Origin of the sequence: Bacillus sp. MYb56 (assembly GCF_002976445.1) — a bacterium.
GTDB lineage: Bacteria > Bacillota > Bacilli > Bacillales > Bacillaceae_G > Bacillus_A > Bacillus_A mycoides.
Genome location: NZ_PCOH01000001.1, coordinates 398376 through 420780, shown reverse-complemented (window position 1 = coordinate 420780; position 22405 = coordinate 398376). Strand labels below are relative to the sequence as shown.

Sequence of the window (22405 nt, the reverse complement as noted above, 5' to 3'; positions counted from 1 at the left end):
AAAGATTTAGTCGATCTATGTGTATGGATAAGTGAAATAAAATGGGGGTTACATTTTGAATTGAAAAAAATTTTCTTCTTGTAACTTGATTTATGAAAAAATATTTTATATACTAATTCATGTAAACGGTTTACTAGATCGTATTTTGCTAGAAACGAAGGGAAGGTTCGCATGGAAACAAGGGGGAGAGTAATCGGGATTGACATCGGTACCACAAGTACGAAAACGGTTGTATTCACTGAAAAAGGAAAAGTCGTTGCTTCACATGCAATTGATTATCCAATTATTCAACCGAACGTCGGATGGGCTGAGCAAGATCCTGATGTAATATGTGCTGCTGTATATAAAACTGTAAGCGTTGCCATTGGAAAGGGTAATGTGTCAGCAGAGGATATTTCTTCAATCGGTATTAGTACAGCGATGCATGTCTTAATTGCAGTAGATGAAAACGGTGCGCCGTTAACGCGTTCTATCATTTGGGCAGATAATCGAAGCACAAAGCAATCAGAAAAACTATTACAACAAATGAATGGTCATGACATTTATAGAAGAACTGGTACACCGATTCATCCGATGTCACCACTTTCTAAATTATTGTGGATGAAAGAAGAAGAAACGGAGTTATTCAGAACTGCTCATAAATTTATTTCCATTAAAGAGTATGTCATTTATCAATTATTTTCACGCTATGTAGTTGATTATTCTATCGCATCTGCTACAGGGTTATTTAATTTAAAAACATTAAACTGGGATGAAGATGTTTTAACTATGTTAAATATGTCACCAGAACAATTATCAACACCTGTACCAACTACATATATTTTATCGGGAATGAAGCCGGAATTAGCACAAAAGATGGGTATTAGTGAGGATACTCCGGTTGTTATTGGTGCAAGTGATGGTGTTCTTGCAAATGTAGGTGTCGGTGCAATATCACCTGGCTCAGCTGCAATTACGATCGGGACAAGTGGTGCGGTTCGAACAATTTCATCGAGTGTTAATACAGATGAAAAAGGAAGAACTTTTTGTTACGCATTAACAGATGAGCACTGGGTGATCGGCGGACCAACGAATAACGGTGGAATATTACTTAGATGGTTACGTGATGAATTTGGTAGCCCAGAGCAAGAGGTAGCAAGAAAGCTTGGAATTGATCCTTATGATTTATTAATTAAGTATGCAGAAAGTGTACCAGCTGGAGCAGATGGATTACTATTTTTACCGTTTCTATCTGGAGAACGTGCACCCTACTGGAATGCAAATGCTCGAGGTACATTCTTCGGGATAAACCTTCAGCATAAACGTGAACATTTCATACGAGCAGTTATGGAAGGTGTTTGTATGAGTGTGTATTCAGTAGCACTTGCCATTCGAGATTGTACAGGGCCACTTACTGAAATACGTGTTTCAGGAGGCTTTGCGAAATCTGCATTTTGGAGACAAATGTTATCTGACATGATGGGGAAAGAATTGCTTGTTCCAGAAAGTCATGAAGCATCTGCGCTTGGGGCAGCAGCACTTGCTTTGTATGCAATTGGGAAAATTGATTCTCTTGAAGAGGTGAAGGATTGGATTGATATTGTCCATCACCATGTACCGAATAAAGAAAATACGGCTTTATATTTAGAGATGTTTTATATGTATGAACGACTTTACAATCGTTTGAAAGAAGAATTTGATTGTATAGCTGCTTTCCAACGTAAACAATAGGGGGATTGGGAGAAATGGTAGTTGGGATCGTACTAGCGGCTGTTGTTATATTACTTTTACTAATTACGGTAGTGAAATGGCATCCATTTGTCGCGTTAATTTTAACAGCAATCGGAGTTGGGCTAGCAATGGGGATGCCCTTAATTGGAACTTCACCACAACATCCGGGGATTATCGATTCTATTAAATTAGGTCTTGGTAATACGTTAGGGTTTTTAGCGATTGTTTTAGCTTTAGGAACAATGCTTGGAAAAATGATGGCTGAGTCTGGCGGTGCTGAACGAATTGCTAACACATTAATTGGACGTTTTGGGAAAAAGCGTGTTCACTGGGCAATGATGTTCGTTGCATTTATAGTAGGGATTCCGGTATTTTTCCAAGTTGGATTTGTACTATTAATTCCGTTAGTATTTACAATTGCGTTAGAAACAGGGGTATCACTTATTACAATCGGTATTCCGCTAGTAGCAGGTCTTTCGGTTGTACACGGACTTGTTCCACCGCATCCAGCAGCAATGGCAGCGGTAGGTATATTTAAAGCAGATGTAGGGAAGACAATTTTATATGCATTAATTGTCGGACTTCCAACTGCAATAATTGCAGGTCCGCTTTACGGGAAATGGATTGGTGCTCGTATACATAAAGAAGTACCGTTAGATATAGCGGAGCAATTTATTGAAAGAGATAAGAAGAAGGAACTTCCTAGCTTCGGAAATACATTGTTTACTATTTTACTTCCAGTATTTCTTATGCTAGGTGCATCGATAGCGGAAGTAGCATTAAATAAAACAAGCCAACTTGCACAAGTATTGCATTTTATTGGAGATCCAATAGTCGCATTATTAATTGCAACGATATATTCTTTCTTTAGTCTTGGCTATGCAAAAGGGTTTTCTAAAGACAAAGTCTTACAAGTTACAAATGATTGTTTAGGCCCAATTGCAAACATACTGTTAGTTATCGGTGCAGGTGGTGCCTTTAATAAAGTGTTATTAGATTCTGGAATTGGAACTACAATTGCGGAGATGGCGAAAGAATCACATATTTCACCGATATTATTAGGTTGGGGAATTGCTGCACTTATTCGAATCGCGACTGGCTCTGCTACTGTTTCCATGATGACAGCAGCAGGAATAGTGGCACCGATTGCGGCAAGTACACCAGGAGTGAATGTAGAGTTACTGGCACTTGCAACAGGAGCAGGGTCATTAATTTTATCGCATGTAAATGATTCTGGATTTTGGATGATTAAAGAGTATTTCGGAATGACTGTGAAAGAAACATTATTAACATGGACTGCAATGGAGACAATATTATCTGTTGTAGCACTTGGGCTAATTTCGTTATTAAATATATTTGTATAGAATGGGAGATTGATTAATATGAAACTAGGTTTAATTGGATTAGGAAAAATGGGATTCCCATTAGCTGAACACTTACATGAAGACAAGCATGAAGTAGTTGTATACGATGTAAATAATGAGCTTGTTGAAAAGGCAGGGGAATTAGGGATTACTGCTCGTCATACGTTAAAAGAAATGATTGCTGAACTAGAAGCACCTCGTACAATTTGGGTAATGGTACCTGCAGGAGAAGTTGTCGAGTCAGTACTAAAAGATGTATATCCATTATTAGAGGAAGGCGATATCGTTATTGAAGGCGGAAATTCATTCTATAAAGATACGTTACGCCGTGCTGAAGAAGCGAAAAGCTTTGGTTTACATTATGTAGATATCGGTACATCAGGTGGTGTGGAAGGAGCTAGATACGGTGCTTGCTTAATGGTTGGTGGAGAAAAAGAAATTTATGATCAACTAGAACCTTTATTTAAAGATTTAGCAGTAGAAAATGGTTATTCATATGCAGGCCGCGTCGGTAGTGGGCATTTCTTAAAAATGGTTCACAACGGTATTGAATACGGAATGATGCAAGCAATCGCTGAAGGATTTGAAGTACTAGATAAAAGTGATTTTGATTTCAATTATGAAGATGTTGCAAAAGTATGGGCAAACGGATCGGTTATCCGTGGTTGGTTAATGGACTTAACTGAAAAAGCATTTGCAGAAGATCCGAAACTTGATGGCATTAAAGGTGTTATGAACTCTTCAGGAGAAGGGAAATGGACTGTTGAAACTGCGCTTGAATTACAAGCAGCGGCACCAGTTATCGCTATGTCATTATTTATGCGCTACCGTTCACAAGAAGATGATACATTCCACGGAAAAGTGGTTTCCGCACTTCGTAATCAATTCGGTGGACATGAGGTTGTGAAAAAATAGTTTTGTGAAACTCATACGAAAGTATGAGTTTTTTTATTTCTCATACTATTTAATGAAAGTTTTTCCCTCTTTTTACTGTGTTTTGTATAGAAATTTCTGATAATATATAAATATAACTTGAAAACAAAGGGGAGAAATAATTATGAAACTAGTCGTTATTAACGGTACACCAAGAAAATTCGGTAGAACTCGCGTTGTGGCAAAATATATTGCAGAGCAATTTGAAGGGGAGTTATACGATTTAGCAGTAGCGGAATTGCCTTTATATAATGGAGAAGAATCACAACGTGAATTAGAGGCAGTAAAAAAATTAAAAGCTTTAGTGAAAGCTGCGGATGGAGTAGTACTATGTACACCAGAATATCATAACGCGATGAGCGGAGCGTTGAAAAATTCGTTAGATTACTTAAGTAGCAGTGAATTCATCCATAAGCCTGTCGCATTACTAGCAGTTGCTGGAGGAGGTAAAGGGGGAATAAACGCATTAAATAGTATGCGGACTGTCGCTAGAGGCGTTTACGCAAATGCAATTCCAAAACAAGTCGTGCTTGATGGATTACATGTGCAAGATAGTGAACTTGGAGAAGATGCAAAACCATTAATTCATGATTTAGTTAAAGAATTAAAAGCATATATGAGTGTATATAAAGAGGTGAAAAAACAATTAGGAGTTGAGTGATATGTCCTCTCTTTATCATGATTCTCGCTTGTATTACATTCTAGGAGCCAATAGTTTATCCGCTATTGGTTCCGGGATTGTTATGATAACGATTCCGTGGTTGTTAATTAAGGAAAGTGGAGGAGAGACAACATTTGGTTATGTTTCTATCGTTGCAACTCTCATCATGTTTTTACTAACACCATTCATTGGGCAAAGCATAGATCGTTTTTCAAGAAAATCTTTATTGTTATGTAACGAAGGTATCGGGATAGCCATTATAGGAATGATGGCCATTTGGGGATTTGCTGGGCAATCATACAATTCTATTCATTACATTATTATTTATATAGCAGGTTCTTTCTATTATCTATTATTCTATCCCACAATATTTGCATTTAACCAAGAAATATTTCAATCAGAGCATTATAAAAGTTTAAGTGGCACAATGGAAATACAAGGACAATTAACGCAAGTTATTTCAGGCGCAGCTGCTAGCTTTTTAATTGAGATTATTTCTTTGGAATGGATCTTGTTAGTGGATATGTTAACTTTTGCAGGAGCATTTTTTCTTTTCTTATGTATACCGTATGTAAAGAAAAAAGAAGTAAAACGGAAAGCAACATTTAAGAAGCAATTGTTCGAAGGAATTCACTTTATGAAAAAGCGCCCTAAGTTATTTTGGTTTTTACTAGCGACTTATATGCCGTTTATCGGTGTCATGATGGCAAATTATTTAATCCCAGTATATATTTCAGATATACTCACAGCTAGTGCCTCTGTATACGCAATTGAAGGTATGATGTACGGTGTCGGAGCGGTTCTTGCAGGAATAAGTATTCCAATCATGATGAAATATGTCAAAATAGAAATTTCAATCGTTATGACGATGGTTATTTATGTAATTTCAATTACCGCAATGATTATTGAGCCTTCCATTATGTTATTATATGGACTAGCGATTTTCCATGCGATTGGAAATGCTGGAACACGAGTGGCGAGAAATGTATTGATGATGGAAGAAATCCCAAACGAAGTAATGGGACGTGTGGACAGCTTATTTCGATTAATTGGCACAGGAATTCGAATTGTATTATTAATGTTGTTTACGGCAGGCGTATCTAAAGCAGGGGTAATGATCCCGTTTTACGTACTGAGCTGTATATTGATCCTATCATTAGGGATTGCTTTTTATTATGTAATTTCAAAACGTAAAACGGAAGCGAATGTGTCTAATAAATCAATTGTTTAAAAAATACTTCTGCCTCCTTTTCTTTTTCTATATAATAAAAAGAAAGGGAGTGTTAACTTATTTATGAACAAATGGATATTGCTTATAATCTTATTACTACCTCCGCTATACATCATTTATATGACGTTTCGAATGAATAAAGTTGCTCGTGAAACATTGAGTAATCACTCTCCATACGTTCTTATATTAGGTGCAAAGTTATTTGGAGATAGACCGTCTTTATCTCTTCAAAATCGTTTGGATATAGCGTTGGAATATTTACATGCTCACCCTGAGGTGAAAGTAATTGTTTCAGGTGGTCAAGGGGAAGATGAAGATATACCGGAAGCTCACAGTATGAGAAACTATTTAATGGTACATGGTATAGATGAGAATCGTATTTTAATTGAAGACCGCTCTACAAATACGTATGAAAATTTAAAGTTTAGTATGGATTTATATGATGTAAAGCATGCGGTAGTTGTAAGTAATACGTATCATTTATATCGAACGAAAATAATTGCAAAGCGTTTAGGGATAAAGATGGAAGCTTTGGCTGCTGAAACACCGAGACGCTCTAAGAAAAAAGCGTATGTGCGTGAATATGCTGCAATTATGAAAACAATATTGTTCGACCGTTAGAGCTCAAATGAGAGCTCTTTTTTTGTATAATAAAGCGTATCATTTGAAATGAATGTTATATTCCATCAAAATAAAGGAAACAACATGAAAGGAGTTGTGTCTGTGATTCAATTTAATCATGTGTCAAAAGCGTATGAAGATGGCACAAAAGCAGTGGATTCATTACATTTAGAAATTAAAAAAGGAGAATTTTTTGTTCTCATTGGTCCGAGTGGTTGCGGGAAAACAACGACAATGAAGATGATTAACCGTTTAATTGAAACGACGGAAGGATCAATTTTAATCGATGGAAAAGATATTCAACAATATAACATAAACGAACTACGTTGGAATATAGGGTACGTGTTGCAGCAGATTGCGCTGTTTCCACATATGACAATTGCTGAAAATATTGCAGTTGTCCCTGAAATGAGAAAATGGACCAAAAAGGAAATAAAAGCACGTGTCGATGACTTGCTACAGATGGTTGGGCTCGATCCAGATGTATATCGTGATCGCATGCCAGATGAATTGTCAGGAGGGCAGAAACAACGTGTTGGTGTTGTACGGGCATTAGCCGCAAACCCGAAAATTGTACTTATGGACGAGCCATTTAGTGCGTTAGATCCGTTAAGTAGGGAGCAGCTTCAGAAGGATATCGTACAATTGCAAAAAAAGATTCAAAAAACAATCGTGTTCGTAACGCACGATATGCAAGAGGCTTTATCACTTGGTGATCGTATTTGTGTAATGAAAGAAGGAAAAGTTGTTCAATTAGATACACCAGAAGGAATTATACATAACCCGAAAAATGAGTTTGTAGAGGAGTTCATTGGAAATCGTGGACGACCTTGGTATGAGGGGAAGAGTATAGAAGAGGTATTGCCGCTAGACGAGGGTATACGAGTTGAAGGGAATGCTTTATCTTTACATTCGTCATTACAAGAAGCACTAGTCCGCTTACAAACTGAAGAGTCAGTGCCGGTTGAAGAGCATGGTCAATATGTTGGAGCGTTAACAAGTCGTCATATTGTCAATTACATTGTTGAACAAATGAAGGAAAGAGGCTAAACAGTGACTGATTTTATTCAAACGTTCCAAGAACGAAAAGTAGAATTGCTAAGTGCATTAAGTGAGCATTTACAAATATCGCTTATTTCACTATTTTTTGCAGTAATTATTGCAGTGCCGCTCGGCATTATATTAACGAGAAAAGAACGAATGGCTGAATTTATTATAGGGACTTCTGCTGTTATGCAGACAGTGCCCTCACTTGCTTTACTTGGACTATTAATTCCGTTAGTAGGAATTGGAAAACTGCCAGCTATAATCGCATTAGTTGTGTATGCACTATTACCTATTTTACGAAATACATATACAGGAATACGGGAATTAGATGAATCACTTATAGAAGCGGCGAGAGCTATGGGGATGAATAGCTGGAAAAGATTATGGAAGGTAGAGCTTCCACTCGCATTGCCAATTATTATGGCTGGTATTCGTACAGCGATGGTATTAATTGTTGGAACGGCTACATTAGCTGCTTTAATAGGCGCTGGTGGGCTCGGTAAGCTCATATTATTAGGCATAGATCGAAATGACCATGCGCTTATCATTTTAGGGGCCGTACCAGCTGCGTTACTCGCTTTATTCTTTGATATAGTACTTCGCATACTTGAGAGCCCGAAACGCTCTTCTAAGCGCGTTATATTGACGATATGTATAGTTGTAGTAATGATAGCTGCTCCATTTCTTTGGAATACCGAAAAGAAAGACATAGTTATTGCTGGTAAACTTGGATCTGAACCAGAAATATTAATTCAAATGTACAAGCAACTTATTGAACAGGATACAGATTTACAAGTGGAATTAAAGCCAGGCCTTGGAAAAACAGCATTTGTATTCGAAGCGTTAAAATCAGGTGAAGTAGATATATACCCAGAATTTTCAGGTACAGCTTTATCTACTTTCGTGAAAGAAGAACCGAAAAGTACAAATCGTGATGAAGTATATGAACAAGCTCGTATTGGAATGGAAAAGAAATATAATATGGTTATGTTAAAGCCAATGGAGTATAACAATACATACGCACTAGCCATGCCGAAAAAAATAGCAGATCAAAATAACATAAATACAATTTCTGATTTAGGAAAAATTGCACAGGAAGCTAAAGTAGGATTTACATTAGAATTTGCTGATCGTGAAGATGGTTATAAAGGAATGCAAAAATTATATAACTATAAGTTTTCAAATGTTAAAACGATGGAACCGAAACTGCGCTATAGTGCAATACAATCGGGAGATGTTAACGTAATCGATGCATATTCAACAGATAGTGAATTGGAGCAATATGGGCTTAAAGTGCTAAAAGATGATAAAGGACTATTCCCGCCTTATCAAGGAGCACCATTATTAAGAAAAGAGACGTTACAGAAATATCCTGAACTCGAAAAAGTATTAAATAAATTATCTGGAAAGATTACAGATGAAGAAATGAGAAAAATGAATTATGAAGTAAATGTGAATGGGAAAAGTAGCGAAGAAGTCGCAAAACAATTTTTACAAAAAGAGAAGTTACTTCGTTAATTTTACAATAAATATACAATTTTATATGTATGAAATGACCGTTCATTACAAAATGAACGGTTTTTTTGTGCATACTTATACATTTTTTCAAAAAAGTATTCCATTTTTCTTCATTTTCTTTTAGAATAAGTAATGTTTTCCTGAAAAAATATAAGAGAAACGTCTATTAGAGAAAAAGGTGACTTTAATAGTTGAACGAACATAACACCTAGAATGACAGATGGGGTGGTACAAATAGAAAAGAAGTTAGGGTTTTTTCCGTTAATCGCATTAGTAGTTGGAACGATGGTTGGTGGCGGTGTTTTTAGTTTACCGCATGATTTAGCAGTAGGAGCAAATAGTGGTGCAACGATAATTGGTTGGTGTATTACAGCAATGGGAATGATTCCACTTGCGCTCGTATATCAAACGTTAGCAAGACAAAAACCGGAGCTTGAGGGCGGAATCTATAGTTATGCACGAGCTGGATTCGGTGAATATATTGGTTTTAACAGTGCTTGGGGATACTGGCTAGCAGGGATTTTAGGAAATGTTGCAACAATTATGTTACTGTTTAGTACATTAGGTTACTTCTTCCCAATTTTTAAAGGCGGAAATAATGTTGCGTCAATCGTAGGTGCATCACTTTTATTATGGACATTGCATTTTCTAATTTTATTTGGAATTCGTGAAGCCTCCATTATGAATGTTATCGCAACGATTGGGAAATTAGTTCCGATCTTATTATTTATTGTCGTGATGGTAACAGCGTTTCGCTGGGATACATTTACACATGACTTTTGGGGCGAAGGAACTATCTCAGTTTCCTCTGTACTAGGTCAAGTGAAAAATACAATGCTCGTAACCCTTTGGGTGTTCATTGGGGTTGAAGGAGCAGTTGTATTATCAGGAAGAGCTAAAAATAGTAGAGACGTTGGAAAAGCGACAGTACTTGGACTTATTTTAGTAATGTCTATTTATATTTTAATTTCTGTTCTGTCAATGGGAGCCATGACAAGAAAAGAACTTTCAGTATTAGAGACTCCTTCAATGGGACATGTATTAGAACATGTTGTTGGGCCATGGGGTGCAATGGCAATTAATATTGGATTAGTTGCGTCACTTGTAGGTACATTAATTGGCTGGTTTTTACTTGTTTCTGAAATTTCTCACGTAGCAGGAAAAGACGGCGTGTTTCCGAAAGTCTTTACGAAAACAAATAAGAAACAAACGCCGCATATGGCATTGTGGATTTCAAATATCGTTGCCCAAACTATATTTATAATCGTTTTGTTTTCACAATCGACATATCAAATTATGTATTTTATTGCGTCAACATCTATATTACTGCCGTACTTATTATCAGCGCTATTTCAATTGAAATTAGTCATCACGAAAGAGCTGAAAGTTGCGAGAGTAAAAAATGGATTGTTAGCATTAATTGCTTCCCTATACTCTGTATGGTTAATTTATGCAGCTGGTTTAAAGAATTTATTGCTTGTTTCAATCGTATATGGTATTGGGATTCTCGTGTATATGTTTGCAAGAAAAGAAAAAGGGAATCGTTGTTTTGCAGGCAAAGAGCGATATGTGATGTTGGCAATTGTTATTGCAGCTATTACATCACTTTATATGTTACTGACAGGAACTATAAAAATGTAAAAGTCCTTTTAATTTAAAGGGCTTTTTTCCTTGTCTAGAGAATATTTAATACATAAGATATTCAGGAGGGATGAAAATGGAAGAAAAAGAACAGTTGTCTAGAATTATGGATTTAGCTAGTGATTTAAGGAAAGTATTAGTACAAGAATCTTTTTTTAATCATCATCCTGAACTTCGAGGCGTGATTGAAAATTTAGCGAGTTCTGTAGAGAATTTGGCGAGTTTGCAGCAAAATAAAGATGAAAATGCCGAAGATCGATTACGGTACGTACTTGCTAAAATGAAAATCGCTCATAATGCCATTTTACAAGAAAAAAAAGCATTTCCTTCTCATTAATATACGTTTTAATTTTGAACCTGACGGATGACGTCAGGTTTTTTATTTCTAGTTTTAGATTGTAGTTCATACAATAAGGATAGTATGAAAAAAAGAAGGTGACTACGTTGAAATTACATAAAGCTCTTCATCCAAGTTTTATAAAGCGAATGTATTATATGAGGTTTATTGGGAAGTTTGCAAAAGCTGAGGGAGAGAAGAATGGAGAAAATTTCTTTGTACAATGTCTTTCTTCAATACCTTTAACTTTACAAGAGTTATTTCCGACTGGAAAATATTTGTTTGAAGGATTATGCAGTAATAAAAAGAATGAAAAAATCTTTACTGATTTAAAGAAGCATAAATTAGAAAAGCAACTGGTTATGTTTCGTCTTTATTATGATCGTGGAAATTTATTTCTGGAATTAATATGCACAGAAGAGCCTCGGGAAATAGCATCTTCATATAAAGTGATTCCTTCACCAAAGGTCTCAAATTATAAAAAGAGAGCGTCATTGGAACGGAAGTTAAGCAACGGTTATTTATCATTTCTTATGCCTAAATTACCAAAAGACTTTGAGCCTCCAGAATTATTGTGGCATGAAGGAAGGCTATATGGAAATTTATCGTTAAAATCATCAATAAGTTCAATTTCATATTTTGAGCAAAGAAAAGAATGCAAATATATTGAAATAAACGATTGGATGAAACATGTAGAAATAGCAGTAGATGATCATTTATATTTTGTAAGTGAAAATGTGTATGACCAACTAAATAAACGAATTGCTGAAGAAGGTAAGTTAGTTGAAATAGAAGATATTAAAATGCAAAAGGATGACTGGGAATGGGATGAGCGTGAATCCTCTTTTTTGCAGTATGTACAAAGTATGGTTCGTAATAAAGGGTTATATTTGGATGATACAGATATATATAATTTTCACATTAGTATTAAAACCAATATGTTAACAATTGTTGGTGGTATACCAGGTGTTGGGAAATCACGCTTTGTGCAAGCTTATGCAGAATCACTTGGGTTACGTTATGGGGAAGAATTAATTTGGATTCCGATTTCACCATCGTATCAAGAACCACATGATATTCTCGGTTACCTTCATCCGAATGGTAATTTTATTGAAAGTGAAACGAAGTTAGTTCGGACATTGTTAAAGGCTAAAGAAAATCCAAATCAATTGTATATAATTGTGTTCGATGAAATGAACATGTCACATATTGAGCATTGGTTTACTCCGTTTCTATCCGTTCTTCAACTTGAAAAGAAAAATCGTATTTTGAGTTTGTATGAGAAAGTACAAGAAATAGAAAATCAAATTCCACCTTCAGTGGAAATTGGTGAGAATATTATTTTCGTAGGCACTGTAAATTTTGATGAAACGACGAAAGAGCTTTCCGATCGATTATTAGATCGAACAAATTTGATTACATTACAAAAAATTCCGTTTTGCGAGATGAGTATAGAACATGAGAAAGTTGTTCAGCAACCCCCGCTGAAAGTAACAACGGGAGAATTTCGACTCAATTGGTTTAGGAATAAAGAGATGATCGAAGTGTATACTGAAGAGGAATTAGAGTTATTGGATAAGTTACATGATGTATTATCATCACACGATATATCAAAAGGAATTTCTTTCCGATGTGCAAGCGCAATCGCTACGTATTTGCAAAATATACCGTTCCAAAATAATCAGTCCTATATGATTAGCAGGGAAGAAGGGTTTGATTTGCAAATAAAGCAGCGTGTATTAACGAAATTAAGGGGGACAGAAATGACAGTGGGCCCTCTACTTTCTGAAGAAGCAAAAAGGGGAGCGACATTGATACCACTTTTACAGTCTCCGCTTGCAAATCGTGTATCTACATTTGAACATTCTTTAGCTTATATAAGACAAAAGCGTAGAGAACTGGAGCTGTATGGCTATGCAAAATGAGGAGCGTTATGAAACAGCAATCGTCGATACGAAAGAAACGCTCCCGTTTGTATTGAAGCTAATTATTGGTACTGAGGGGAAAGGCGATTTTATCCTTTTAAACCGGCTTTGTACGTCTACTACAGCATTAGTTCAATGTATTTATAAAGTACAGGAATTAAAACCACTGAAATTACATTTCCATTATCAAAATCCAATGGATATTACATTCATATGGAATAAAGTATATGAGGGACAAAAGAATATAAAAGAGTCACAATATGAATTAAATGAAAAAAAACAAAGAGTATTAGTGTATGAACATGGAAAAACTGAATTTTTTTATCCGTGGCGCTGTGGCTTATACCATTTTGAAGTGCGTATAGAAGATAAAACTTATTATGGTGCGTTTCAAGTTGTTCCTAAAAACTTTTTTGATGACCAATTTGAAATGATTCAAGATTATGTGAAGTCAATTTTAAACGAGTTAATTTTAGATAGAGGTTATTACAAGAAAACTTTCTCAGCACTTAGCGATATTGAAGATTCTTCTTATTTGGTATTGTTAAGAAAGTTGCCACAAAAAATGAAAAGAATAAAACAAATTTTTAAGAAAGTAGAATCGAATGCGGAATTTGTACACGAATATGAATGGGAAACGAAAGCGCGGAAGGCAACGAGAAAAACTGCCATTATGACAGAAAGAAAGCTTTATGCGAAATATTACAACCGTAAATTTAAGGAGCAAAAAAATAGTATTGAAAATGCATTTCTTAAATTTAAAACGATGCAATTCTATTATTATTTACTTGAAGCAGAAATTTTTGTACGTAAAACTATTGAAATACTAGAAGGAGAAAAGAAGAAAAAGTCAGATGAATTTCAAGCTGTTAAAACAATTATGAAAACGATTGAACGAAATGGATCCGTGACGGATAGGGAAAAACAAAAATATAGAAATCTACATTTACTGAAAGAAGCAGATTTACGGAAAAGTTCTGTGAAAATACAAGAATATAAAATATTAGCTCATATCGTATATGAAAGTGTGCAATACTTTCGAAATTTATTGTATTCTCCATTTTGGAGGGAAGTTTCTGAAACAGCTACCATTAATTCGAACACTTTATCTATACCGCATCAACAATTAATCCACCATTTAGAATTGTTACCGCAACTTACGGAGCAACCCCCATCTTTATTATTCGTATATAAACCAACGTTTTTAGTGTATGAGTATTACGCTTTTTTTATCGTTATTTCTATATTAGAACAAATCGGATTTGAAGATAAGAATCCTATTCGTGAACAAATACAAGAACATTTTTATTTAGACGGATTACAAGATGGAACGACAGTGATTTTACATCGAGATGATATAAAAGTGCACGTCGCGTTTAATGATTTAATTGAAACACACCCTCTTATTGCACTAAGCAAAGGAAGTAATTTTTATAACGGAGAGGACACAAAGAAGCCGGATATTCGTTTAGATTGTTATGTAAAGGAAGAAGAGAAGTATGTATATAAATCTTCTATTATTATCGAAGTGAAATACAGCCCTATGTACAATATTTTTCAGCCTGTCGGTAATACGAAAGCAACGGAGCAAATGTATAAATACTGGTCTATTAAGTATGTAGAAGAACAGAATGGTAAACGAATTTTTAAGCGAAGAGCGATTTATGAAGTGATTTGTGTATATCCAGGTAGCCATATGCATAGTAAAAAAATTGAATCTGGATGTGGAGTGTTTTTACAATTATATCCATATAAAACGAAACAAGGAGAAGAGAAGTTGGCTGGGAAGCATGGGATGATTCAAATTTTTGAGAAATGGTTAAAAAGTAATAAAATGTAAAAGAAATCCTTTTTAATGAAGGATTTCTTTAGGTTAAGAAGAATTATATGCAGTACGGAAAGACACATTATACGGTTCGAACTTGATAGTGATTATCATTTTTTTATTAGAGTAATTGAATCTTGTTATGTTTGTAACAGTATGGGGAATTAAGGGGTTTTGCATGTGTATTAATGACTAATAAGTAGGAATTTAATTCATTTTGCAGAATATAATAAGACATAAATATTTTTAGTTGCATACGAAGATTTGTTCTTATATGATAGTAAGTGAAAGCGTTATCAAAAACAGAGCGGCGATGGGAAAGGCGGTTAAATATGTTCCAGCGTGTTCAAACAAAGGAAGAGCATTTTTGGTTCGAGCAACTGTGGGGAGATTTTTGTGAAGAAAGAAACTTAATGTTTGTAGAACGTAATTTAAATCCATCACGATTTTTATTAATAGAAGATGAACATCATATTGGTACAGTAGAATGTATTAAGTTTACAGTACCTGAACAATCAAATTCTGAGTTTTTCTATCCGTTTTCTAAAAATGATTTAGTGAAAGATTTGAAAAATGTGTATGAAATAGGAAAGTTAAGTATTGCGAAAACGTCTCGGGGGAGAGGACATTTCAAAAGGCTGGCAGCTATTTTATTTATGCATGCGTTAGAGACGAAAGCGGAATGGTATATTGCAGCAGTTACAAAAAGAATGTATATGTATTTACTTACACTCGGTTTTCCAATCGAACCGATAGATAGTCCATTCCAGTTTCATGATACTTTACAAGGTGTACCAGTGCGAATTCATGCTCGAAAAGGGGCTACACATCTGTATTCCTTGAAAGAATTCCGTGATATTATTCAAGGGAATGCTCATGCGCAGGCACTTATTGCAGAATACAGTAAAAATATTATGTTAACAAAATGAAAATATATGAATATGTATAGTATGAAGAAGAGTTACTTATTACAGGCATCTGTTTTCATACAAAAAGTAGACCCTTATTCTCAGAATAAGGGTCTAAAATATTATAGTCCAAATATACTAAAAATCATTTTACGACGCTTCGGTTTCTTTTCTCTTTCATATGTTGGTTTTGCATCAGGAGTAATGTATATTGGTTCTTCTTTTTTTAGGGCAGCTTCTAGTTTTTGAATTCGTTCTAACATTTCCTCTATTTCGCGGCGATGTTGTAAAAGTTGGTATGTAACGACATCATTTGCTTTATCTTGCATTTGTTCTTCCATTCGATCTAGTCTTCTCGTAATTGTGGTAAATTGAGCTGTTAATTGCTCAAAATCATTCGATGATGTGTTTTGAGCAATTGTGTTTACTTGAGTTTTTAATTTTTCTACATCATTTGAAGATGGTTTTTGAGTAGTTTGAGAGTTTTGAGGCTGGTCCATTTGAGAGCGATGGTATTCTAACATTAGATCTAAATCACCTTGTGTGAAAATAAAATGACCATATTTATTTTTTTTAATCGTAAGATTTAATTGTTGTGCAATCCGGACAACAGCCTTTGGGCTAACACCTAATTTCTTTGCGATAAATGGTGTTTTATATTCCAAAATAATCCCTCCTATATATATCCTGTTGAATGATTTCTAGTTATGTAGCAAGTTCCCTTCAGGTGTGACAAAAGAAGTGTGGAATCGGCAAAGAAAGTGTTTTTTCACGAAGTTCAGCTGTTTAGCACATACTATTTATATAAATCATTTTTAGTTATCGGAAAATTGGGCTTATTATAGTTTGACGATAATAAGCTAATTAGATTATCATAATTATAAATATCTTTTTTATGTATGCATATAATATATAAAAAGGTGGTTACTAATGTAGAATTTTATTAGAGTATAAGAATGCTTACTTCACTTGAATAAATTTAAGTAGGAGGTGGCTTCCTTGCTTACACTGTAAGTAAGGAAAAGTATTTGGACATATATAGTATAAGTATAGTGATTGTTTTAATTGCCTTAACGGCATTTTTCGTTGCAGCAGAATTTGCAATTGTTAAAGTGAGGAGTTCACGAATTGACTATTTAATTGCAAAAGGAAATAATCGTGCAATATCTGTCAAAACAATCATTACAAACTTAGACGAATATTTATCAGCTTGTCAATTAGGAATAACTGTTACAGCTCTTGGGATTGGGTGGTCTGGTAAACCTGCGCTAAAGCACATGTTTGATGTGTTGTTTGCAAATTGGAACGTCCCTACTCAACTCGCAGACATTTTAGCTATAATTTTAGTATTTTTGTTTATCACATTTTTCCATGTGGTAGTAGGAGAGTTAGCTCCAAAAACATTTGCGATTCAAAAAGCAGAACAAGTGAGTTTCTTTGTTGCTAAGCCACTCATTTTGTTTTATCGTATTGCATTCCCATTCATTTGGATTTTAAATGGATCAGCTCGGTTAATTACAAAGTTTCTTGGGTTGAAACCACCAAAAGGGCATGATGAAGTGCATTCAGAAGAAGAATTGCGGTTGTTAGTTTCAGAAAGTTATAAAAATGGTGAGATTAATCAATCTGAATATAAGTATGTGAATAAAATATTTGAATTTGATGATCGTATTGCGAAAGAAATAATGGTACCACGAACAGAGATGAATATTTTAAATAAAGAAATGCCTGCTGAAGAGGCTTTACAAAAAATGTCTCATGAAAAATATACGAGGTATCCGGTTGTTGATGGTGATAAGGACCATGTAATAGGCTTTGTGAATTTTAAAGATATATTTACAGATTTTGTGAAGCACCGAGTTGTTAGTGAAAAGACAGTGGAGCAATATATTAGGCCAATTATTTTAGTTATTGAATCTATCCCAATTCATGATCTATTTTTAAAAATGCAAAGAGAAAGAACACATATCGCTATATTAATTGATGAATATGGTGGTACATCAGGTCTTGTAACCGTTGAAGATATTTTAGAAGAAATTGTAGGGGATATTCAAGATGAGTTCGATACTGATGAACAACCGGAAATCCAACAAGTTAGTGAGACGAAAACGATTTTAGAGGGAAAAGTACTTGTTAGTGAAGTGAACGCATTATTAGGTTTGACTATTGACGACGATGATGTCGATACGATTGGCGGTTGGATCCTAACAAAAAATATTGAGATTTCCGAGGGTGATACCATTGAGATTGAAAATTATAAATTTTGCGTAAAAAAATTAGATGGACACTATATTAAGAGATTAGAAGTAACGAAACCTTCAGAATCGATTGTTATTGTAGGAGATGAAAAAAAGATTTCGCTCCAAGAACAAATTAGTTCGTAAACTCTGCTTTGTAGCAGAGTTTTTTTGAGCAAAATGTTTTTTGATGTATTAGGGCTATGATACAATTACACAAGTCAGACCTTTCACCAGGTGAAATAAATGAAATGTATTATTGTATACATATATTCGGAAGGAGAACCACTATGAAAAAACATTTATATATAAATGGGGTATGGAAATCAGTAGAGACGTATAAACCATTGTATGCACCATATTCTGAAGAAACATTAGCGGAGATTGCGCAAGGTACAGAAGATGACGTTAAGGAAGCAATAGTTTCGGCCAAAAATGCAATGAAAGAAATGAAAAAATTATCCGCATACGACCGTGCAACTATTTTAGAAAAGGTTGCACAAAAAATGGATGAGAGAAGAGAAGAGTTTGCAGAGATTATCGCAAAAGAAGCTGCAAAACCAATTCGTGCTGCACGGGGAGAAGTAGATCGCACTGTTCAAACATATAAGTTTGCAGCTGAAGAAGCGAAGCGAATATATGGTGAGACGTTACCATTAGATGCTGCACCAGGAGCAGGTGGCCGTATAGCGTATACAATTCGACAACCAATCGGGGTTATTGGTGCTATTACACCGTTTAATTTTCCACTTAATTTAGTAGCACATAAGGTAGGCCCAGCAATTGCGGCTGGAAATACTATTGTGCTAAAGCCTGCCGACCAAACGCCACTTTCTTCGTATGCATTGGTAGAATTATTTGAAGAAGCTGGTTTACCAAAGGGAGCTTTCAATATAATTTCTGGACCTGGATCTGTTGTAGGTGAGGCATTAGTAAAAGATGAGAACGTTGCTAGTATTACTTTTACAGGAAGTCCGAAAGTAGGTATTGGAATTAAGGAAAAAGCCGGGTTGAAACGAGTGACGTTAGAATTAGGATCGAACGCTGCAGTAATTATTGATGAAGATGTTGAATTGACAGACGAAATAATTGAACGTGTAAAATGGGGCGCGTTTGTGAATAATGGACAAGTTTGTATTTCAGTACAACGTGTTTTTGTGCATGAACGCAAAATGGAAGAGTTTATTACAAAATTAACGAAAGCAATGGAAAACGTTGTAGTAGGAGACCCGCTTCATGAAGAAACAGATGTATCAGCACTTATTTCAAAAAAAGATGTAGAACGTATAAATTCATGGGTGGAAGAGGCAGTTAAGGAAGGAGCTAATGTTGTATACGGTGGTAACAAACGTGATGCAAGGATTTTTGAACCAACTGTATTAACAAATGTTCCAGATTATGTATCTGTTCAGTGCCAAGAAGTATTTGGTCCACTTATGACTGTAAATACATTTAAAGAATTTGATGAGGCTTTAGAACAAGTAAATAATTCACGTTATGGATTACAAGCAGGTGTATTTACAAACAATCTATGTAAGGCAATGCGTGCAATTGATGAATTAGAAGTCGGTGGTGTCATGATTAATGATATTCCAACGTTCAGAGTAGATCATATGCCTTATGGCGGTGTGAAAGAGAGTGGAACAGGCCGTGAAGGGATTAAATATGCAATAGAAGAAATGACAGAAATGAAATTAGTGTGTATTAAAAAATAAAGTAGATCGAGCTTAAACACCGCAATAAAAAACGAGCAGGAAATGTTTACGATTCCATACTCGTTTTTTATTGTTTGTTTTACGTTTCTCGGAACGATTACATTTAATCAAGTGTACCTTTTACTTCATTTCTTGTTTGAAAATATCATCTTCGACATAAATATGTTCTTTATCTACAGCAGTGCTATGAGAGAGTACTAAACCGATTGGTGTTTCAGTACCTTTATTTTGAACAATTGTAAAAGGAATATTTTTTTCAGTTGCTAATTTAATGTATTTTGATAAATGTGGGTAAGCAATGCTTCCATTTAGGAATAGTTGTAATGATTGAGAAGAACGTATGTTACCCGTTACTTCTGTATACACATTACTTTGCATTACTTGACCGATTGTTAAAGCGATTTCTACACGCTCACGTAATGTAGTTAAGTACATATTACGTTCTTCTGGTTTGTTTTGCTTTTGGCCATATATGCCTTCTTGGAGATAGTCTTCCACATTTTTATTTACCATATTTTTCACACCTTTCACTTCTTATTGTACGCAAGAATTAAAAAGGATGCAAAAAAAAGTAGTTTTGAACAGGAAAATAATTTAAAAAATGAGAAGGGAAAGGGATATAGGAATACAACTTATTTAAATAAGAAAGGAAAAATAAATTTTATCAACAGAAATTAACAAAATGTGACAAAAATCTATTAACGAAATGTATTTTTTGTGTTAATATTCAAAATATAAAGGGTATTCGTCGTATGGAAATGGAGGAATGGAGGTTTTTCCAATCGATAAGGATATTAAAGAAGTATTTTGTTCGCACTTGAAAAACAACAGGCACCAATTCGTAGAGAACTGGAAAAACAAAATGATAATTTCCGAAAAAGATCCATTTAAACAAGAGGTAGTTCAAAATGGAGCGAATTTATTAGAGTTAATTATCGAACTTATTATGGAAGATAAAGACATTAATTATCTTCAGCCATTATGTGAGAAAATTGCCATTGAGCGTGCAGGGGCAGATGCGAATATTGGAGATTTTGTTTACAATGCAAATGTGGGAAGAAATGAACTTTTTGAAGCGATGTGCGAATTGGATGTAAGTGCTCGTGAACTGAAACCGATTATGGCCAAAATACATACTTGTTTTGACAAATTAATTTATTATACCGTTTTAAAATACTCAGAAATTATATCGAGAAATTTAGAAGAAAAACAGCAATATATAAATGAAACACATAAAGAAAGGCTTACGATTCTAGGGCAAATGTCGGCTAGTTTTGTGCATGAATTTCGTAATCCGCTAACTTCGATTATGGGATTTGTAAAGTTATTGAAGACAGATCACCCTAATCTATCGTATTTAGATATTATTTCACATGAATTAGATCAATTAAATTTTAGGATTTCGCAATTTTTACTTGTATCGAAAAAAGAAATGTGGAATGAATCTGAACGTTTTTTGGTAAATGACTTATTTCAAGATATTATACAATTCTTATATCCAAGTTTAGTTAATGCAAATGTTTTGATTGAAAAGAATTTGCCGTATCCTATTCCACTCGTTGGTTACCGGAGTGAAGTGAAGCAAGTAGTTTTAAATATTTTAATGAATTCGATTGATGCTCTTGAATCGGTGAAAGAAGAGCGGAAAATTATCATTGATGTATTTGAAGAGGATCAGGCTGTTCGCATTGTTATAAAAAATAATGGACCTATGATTCCAGCAGACAATGTAGAGACCATTTTTGAGCCATTTGTAACTACTAAAAAGCTAGGAACTGGTATTGGACTATTTGTATGTAAACAAATTGTAGAAAAACATAACGGATCCATATTGTGTCGTTCGGATAACGATTGGACAGAATTTCAAATTACGTTTCAAAAGTAAACAGTCTACACCATGCGAATGGTGTAGACTGTTTTAATTTGTAAGTATAACGGTCTCTAATTTTGGATCCTCAGTTGAATAACCAACTATTGAAATTGTGTAAATTGTATTTGGTTCAACGTTGAATTTTGGAATGGTTAATAGTACTTTTTTTGTATCAGCAAGTGAAACTTCAATATCTGCTGTACCAGGGCTAACTTGTAAAAAATCTGTTATTTGCTTAAAGAGTACATTTTCAAATAAATGATCCCCATCTTTTAAATTTACATTTACAACTGGAGTGTCTGGTGAAAAATGTGCAAACCGTATTTTTGCTTGACCAGATGGTAAATGAGTATTATCAAGAATGGGTTGTAATTGGAGATGATTATCGCTATTGACCGCTGCAAGGGTATAAGTGTGATTCCCCATTATTGGTACTAATGCTGAAAATATTGGAGTTTCGTTTCCAACAGGGACAATATCAATACGGTATTTACCTTGCACTAATGATAAATACGGACTGAATTGTTTAAAAGAAATATTTTTAATAACCTTTTGTCCGTTTATTATAATATCAACTGCTGGTGTATGGGGAGCTGTGTGGAAGATTCTCATATGTGACGGTAAAGTCGCTTCTTGTGAATCTCTCTTTTCATATGCTTGTACAAGTTTTGTAATTGCATCATAGTATTTCATATAGAGTTCTACATATCTTTTAGGATTGCTATATTGATAGTAACGAGCGAGCTGTTCGTAACGTGCAGCTTCTTGGCCGTATTTTTCAATTTCGGATTGAGTCATGAACATTCCTCCTTTATCATCATTACAAATATATGCGAAGCTAGAAAGAGGTTATGCAAAAAAC

The 22405-nt window shown here is 34.7% G+C and carries 19 protein-coding genes; 16 read left to right on the top strand and 3 right to left on the bottom strand.

Features of this window, described 5'->3' with window-relative positions; all coding sequences use genetic code 11:
• Window positions 1–171: 171 nt before the first annotated feature.
• From gntK to CQ058_RS02000, 13 genes are all read left to right on the top strand, one after another.
• Window positions 172–1710: a gluconokinase gene (gntK, locus tag CQ058_RS02060; RefSeq protein ID WP_105589418.1), complete on the top strand. Its 1539-nt coding sequence runs from the start codon at window positions 172–174 to the stop codon at window positions 1708–1710.
• Between the two features lie 14 nt (window positions 1711–1724).
• Window positions 1725–3074 (top strand): GntP family permease, encoded by a 1350-nt coding sequence (locus CQ058_RS02055; RefSeq protein ID WP_002165883.1) that lies wholly within the window; start codon window positions 1725–1727, stop codon window positions 3072–3074.
• Window positions 3075–3092: 18 nt separating this feature from the next.
• The gene (gnd, locus tag CQ058_RS02050) at window positions 3093–3989 is read left to right on the top strand and encodes a phosphogluconate dehydrogenase (NAD(+)-dependent, decarboxylating) (protein ID WP_002189506.1); all 897 of its coding nucleotides are present in this window, start codon (window positions 3093–3095) and stop codon (window positions 3987–3989) included.
• A 142-nt stretch (window positions 3990–4131) separates the two neighbouring features.
• On the top strand, window positions 4132–4668 hold the full coding sequence (locus tag CQ058_RS02045) for an NADPH-dependent FMN reductase (RefSeq protein ID WP_002031805.1): 537 nt from the start codon (window positions 4132–4134) through the stop codon (window positions 4666–4668).
• A 1-nt stretch (window position 4669) separates the two neighbouring features.
• A complete protein-coding gene (locus CQ058_RS02040; RefSeq protein WP_002189507.1) occupies window positions 4670–5899 on the top strand; it encodes an MFS transporter in 1230 nt (409 codons plus the stop codon).
• 63 nt (window positions 5900–5962) lie between these two features.
• The gene (locus tag CQ058_RS31670) at window positions 5963–6520 is read left to right on the top strand and encodes a YdcF family protein (protein ID WP_002127228.1); all 558 of its coding nucleotides are present in this window, start codon (window positions 5963–5965) and stop codon (window positions 6518–6520) included.
• A gap of 102 nt (window positions 6521–6622) precedes the next feature.
• A complete protein-coding gene (locus tag CQ058_RS02030) occupies window positions 6623–7570 on the top strand; it encodes an ABC transporter ATP-binding protein (protein WP_033709046.1) in 948 nt (315 codons plus the stop codon).
• A 3-nt stretch (window positions 7571–7573) separates the two neighbouring features.
• Complete coding sequence (locus tag CQ058_RS02025; protein ID WP_002085827.1) at window positions 7574–9085, top strand: ABC transporter permease/substrate-binding protein; 1512 nt, start codon at window positions 7574–7576, stop codon at window positions 9083–9085.
• Window positions 9086–9298: 213 nt separating this feature from the next.
• On the top strand, window positions 9299–10726 hold the full coding sequence (locus CQ058_RS02020) for a basic amino acid/polyamine antiporter (protein ID WP_002189509.1): 1428 nt from the start codon (window positions 9299–9301) through the stop codon (window positions 10724–10726).
• Window positions 10727–10802: 76 nt separating this feature from the next.
• Window positions 10803–11063, top strand: coding sequence for a hypothetical protein (locus tag CQ058_RS02015; RefSeq protein ID WP_002085825.1), 261 nt, complete (start codon window positions 10803–10805; stop codon window positions 11061–11063).
• A 107-nt stretch (window positions 11064–11170) separates the two neighbouring features.
• Complete coding sequence (locus tag CQ058_RS02010; protein ID WP_002189510.1) at window positions 11171–12988, top strand: AAA family ATPase; 1818 nt, start codon at window positions 11171–11173, stop codon at window positions 12986–12988.
• On the top strand, window positions 12978–14828 hold the full coding sequence (locus CQ058_RS02005; protein ID WP_002189511.1) for a hypothetical protein: 1851 nt from the start codon (window positions 12978–12980) through the stop codon (window positions 14826–14828). The genes CQ058_RS02010 and CQ058_RS02005 overlap by 11 nt, the downstream gene beginning before the upstream one ends.
• 317 nt (window positions 14829–15145) lie before the next feature.
• On the top strand, window positions 15146–15742 hold the full coding sequence (locus CQ058_RS02000) for a hypothetical protein (RefSeq protein ID WP_002085820.1): 597 nt from the start codon (window positions 15146–15148) through the stop codon (window positions 15740–15742).
• A 101-nt stretch (window positions 15743–15843) separates the two neighbouring features.
• Here the strand turns inward: CQ058_RS02000 and racA are convergent, their stop codons facing one another.
• Window positions 15844–16386: a chromosome-anchoring protein RacA gene (racA, locus tag CQ058_RS01995; protein ID WP_002189514.1), complete on the bottom strand. Its 543-nt coding sequence runs from the start codon at window positions 16384–16386 to the stop codon at window positions 15844–15846.
• Window positions 16387–16749: 363 nt separating this feature from the next.
• Here racA and CQ058_RS01990 point away from each other — a divergent pair, with 363 nt between their 5' ends.
• Window positions 16750–18105: a hemolysin family protein gene (locus tag CQ058_RS01990; protein ID WP_002127238.1), complete on the top strand. Its 1356-nt coding sequence runs from the start codon at window positions 16750–16752 to the stop codon at window positions 18103–18105.
• Between the two features lie 143 nt (window positions 18106–18248).
• Window positions 18249–19673, top strand: a complete 1425-nt coding sequence (locus tag CQ058_RS01985; RefSeq protein WP_002085816.1) for an aldehyde dehydrogenase family protein — start codon at window positions 18249–18251, stop codon at window positions 19671–19673.
• 120 nt (window positions 19674–19793) lie between these two features.
• On the opposite strand, the gene CQ058_RS01980 is transcribed toward CQ058_RS01985, so the two are convergent.
• A complete protein-coding gene (locus CQ058_RS01980; RefSeq protein ID WP_002085811.1) occupies window positions 19794–20186 on the bottom strand; it encodes a YueI family protein in 393 nt (130 codons plus the stop codon).
• 253 nt (window positions 20187–20439) lie between these two features.
• Between CQ058_RS01980 and CQ058_RS01975 the strand changes: the two genes are divergently transcribed.
• Window positions 20440–21558, top strand: coding sequence for a BA2291 family sporulation histidine kinase (locus CQ058_RS01975; RefSeq protein WP_002085809.1), 1119 nt, complete (start codon window positions 20440–20442; stop codon window positions 21556–21558).
• A gap of 33 nt (window positions 21559–21591) precedes the next feature.
• Here CQ058_RS01975 and CQ058_RS01970 read toward each other — a convergent pair whose 3' ends face one another.
• A complete protein-coding gene (locus CQ058_RS01970) occupies window positions 21592–22341 on the bottom strand; it encodes a DUF4397 domain-containing protein (protein WP_002012659.1) in 750 nt (249 codons plus the stop codon).
• Between the last annotated feature and the right edge of the window lie 64 nt (window positions 22342–22405).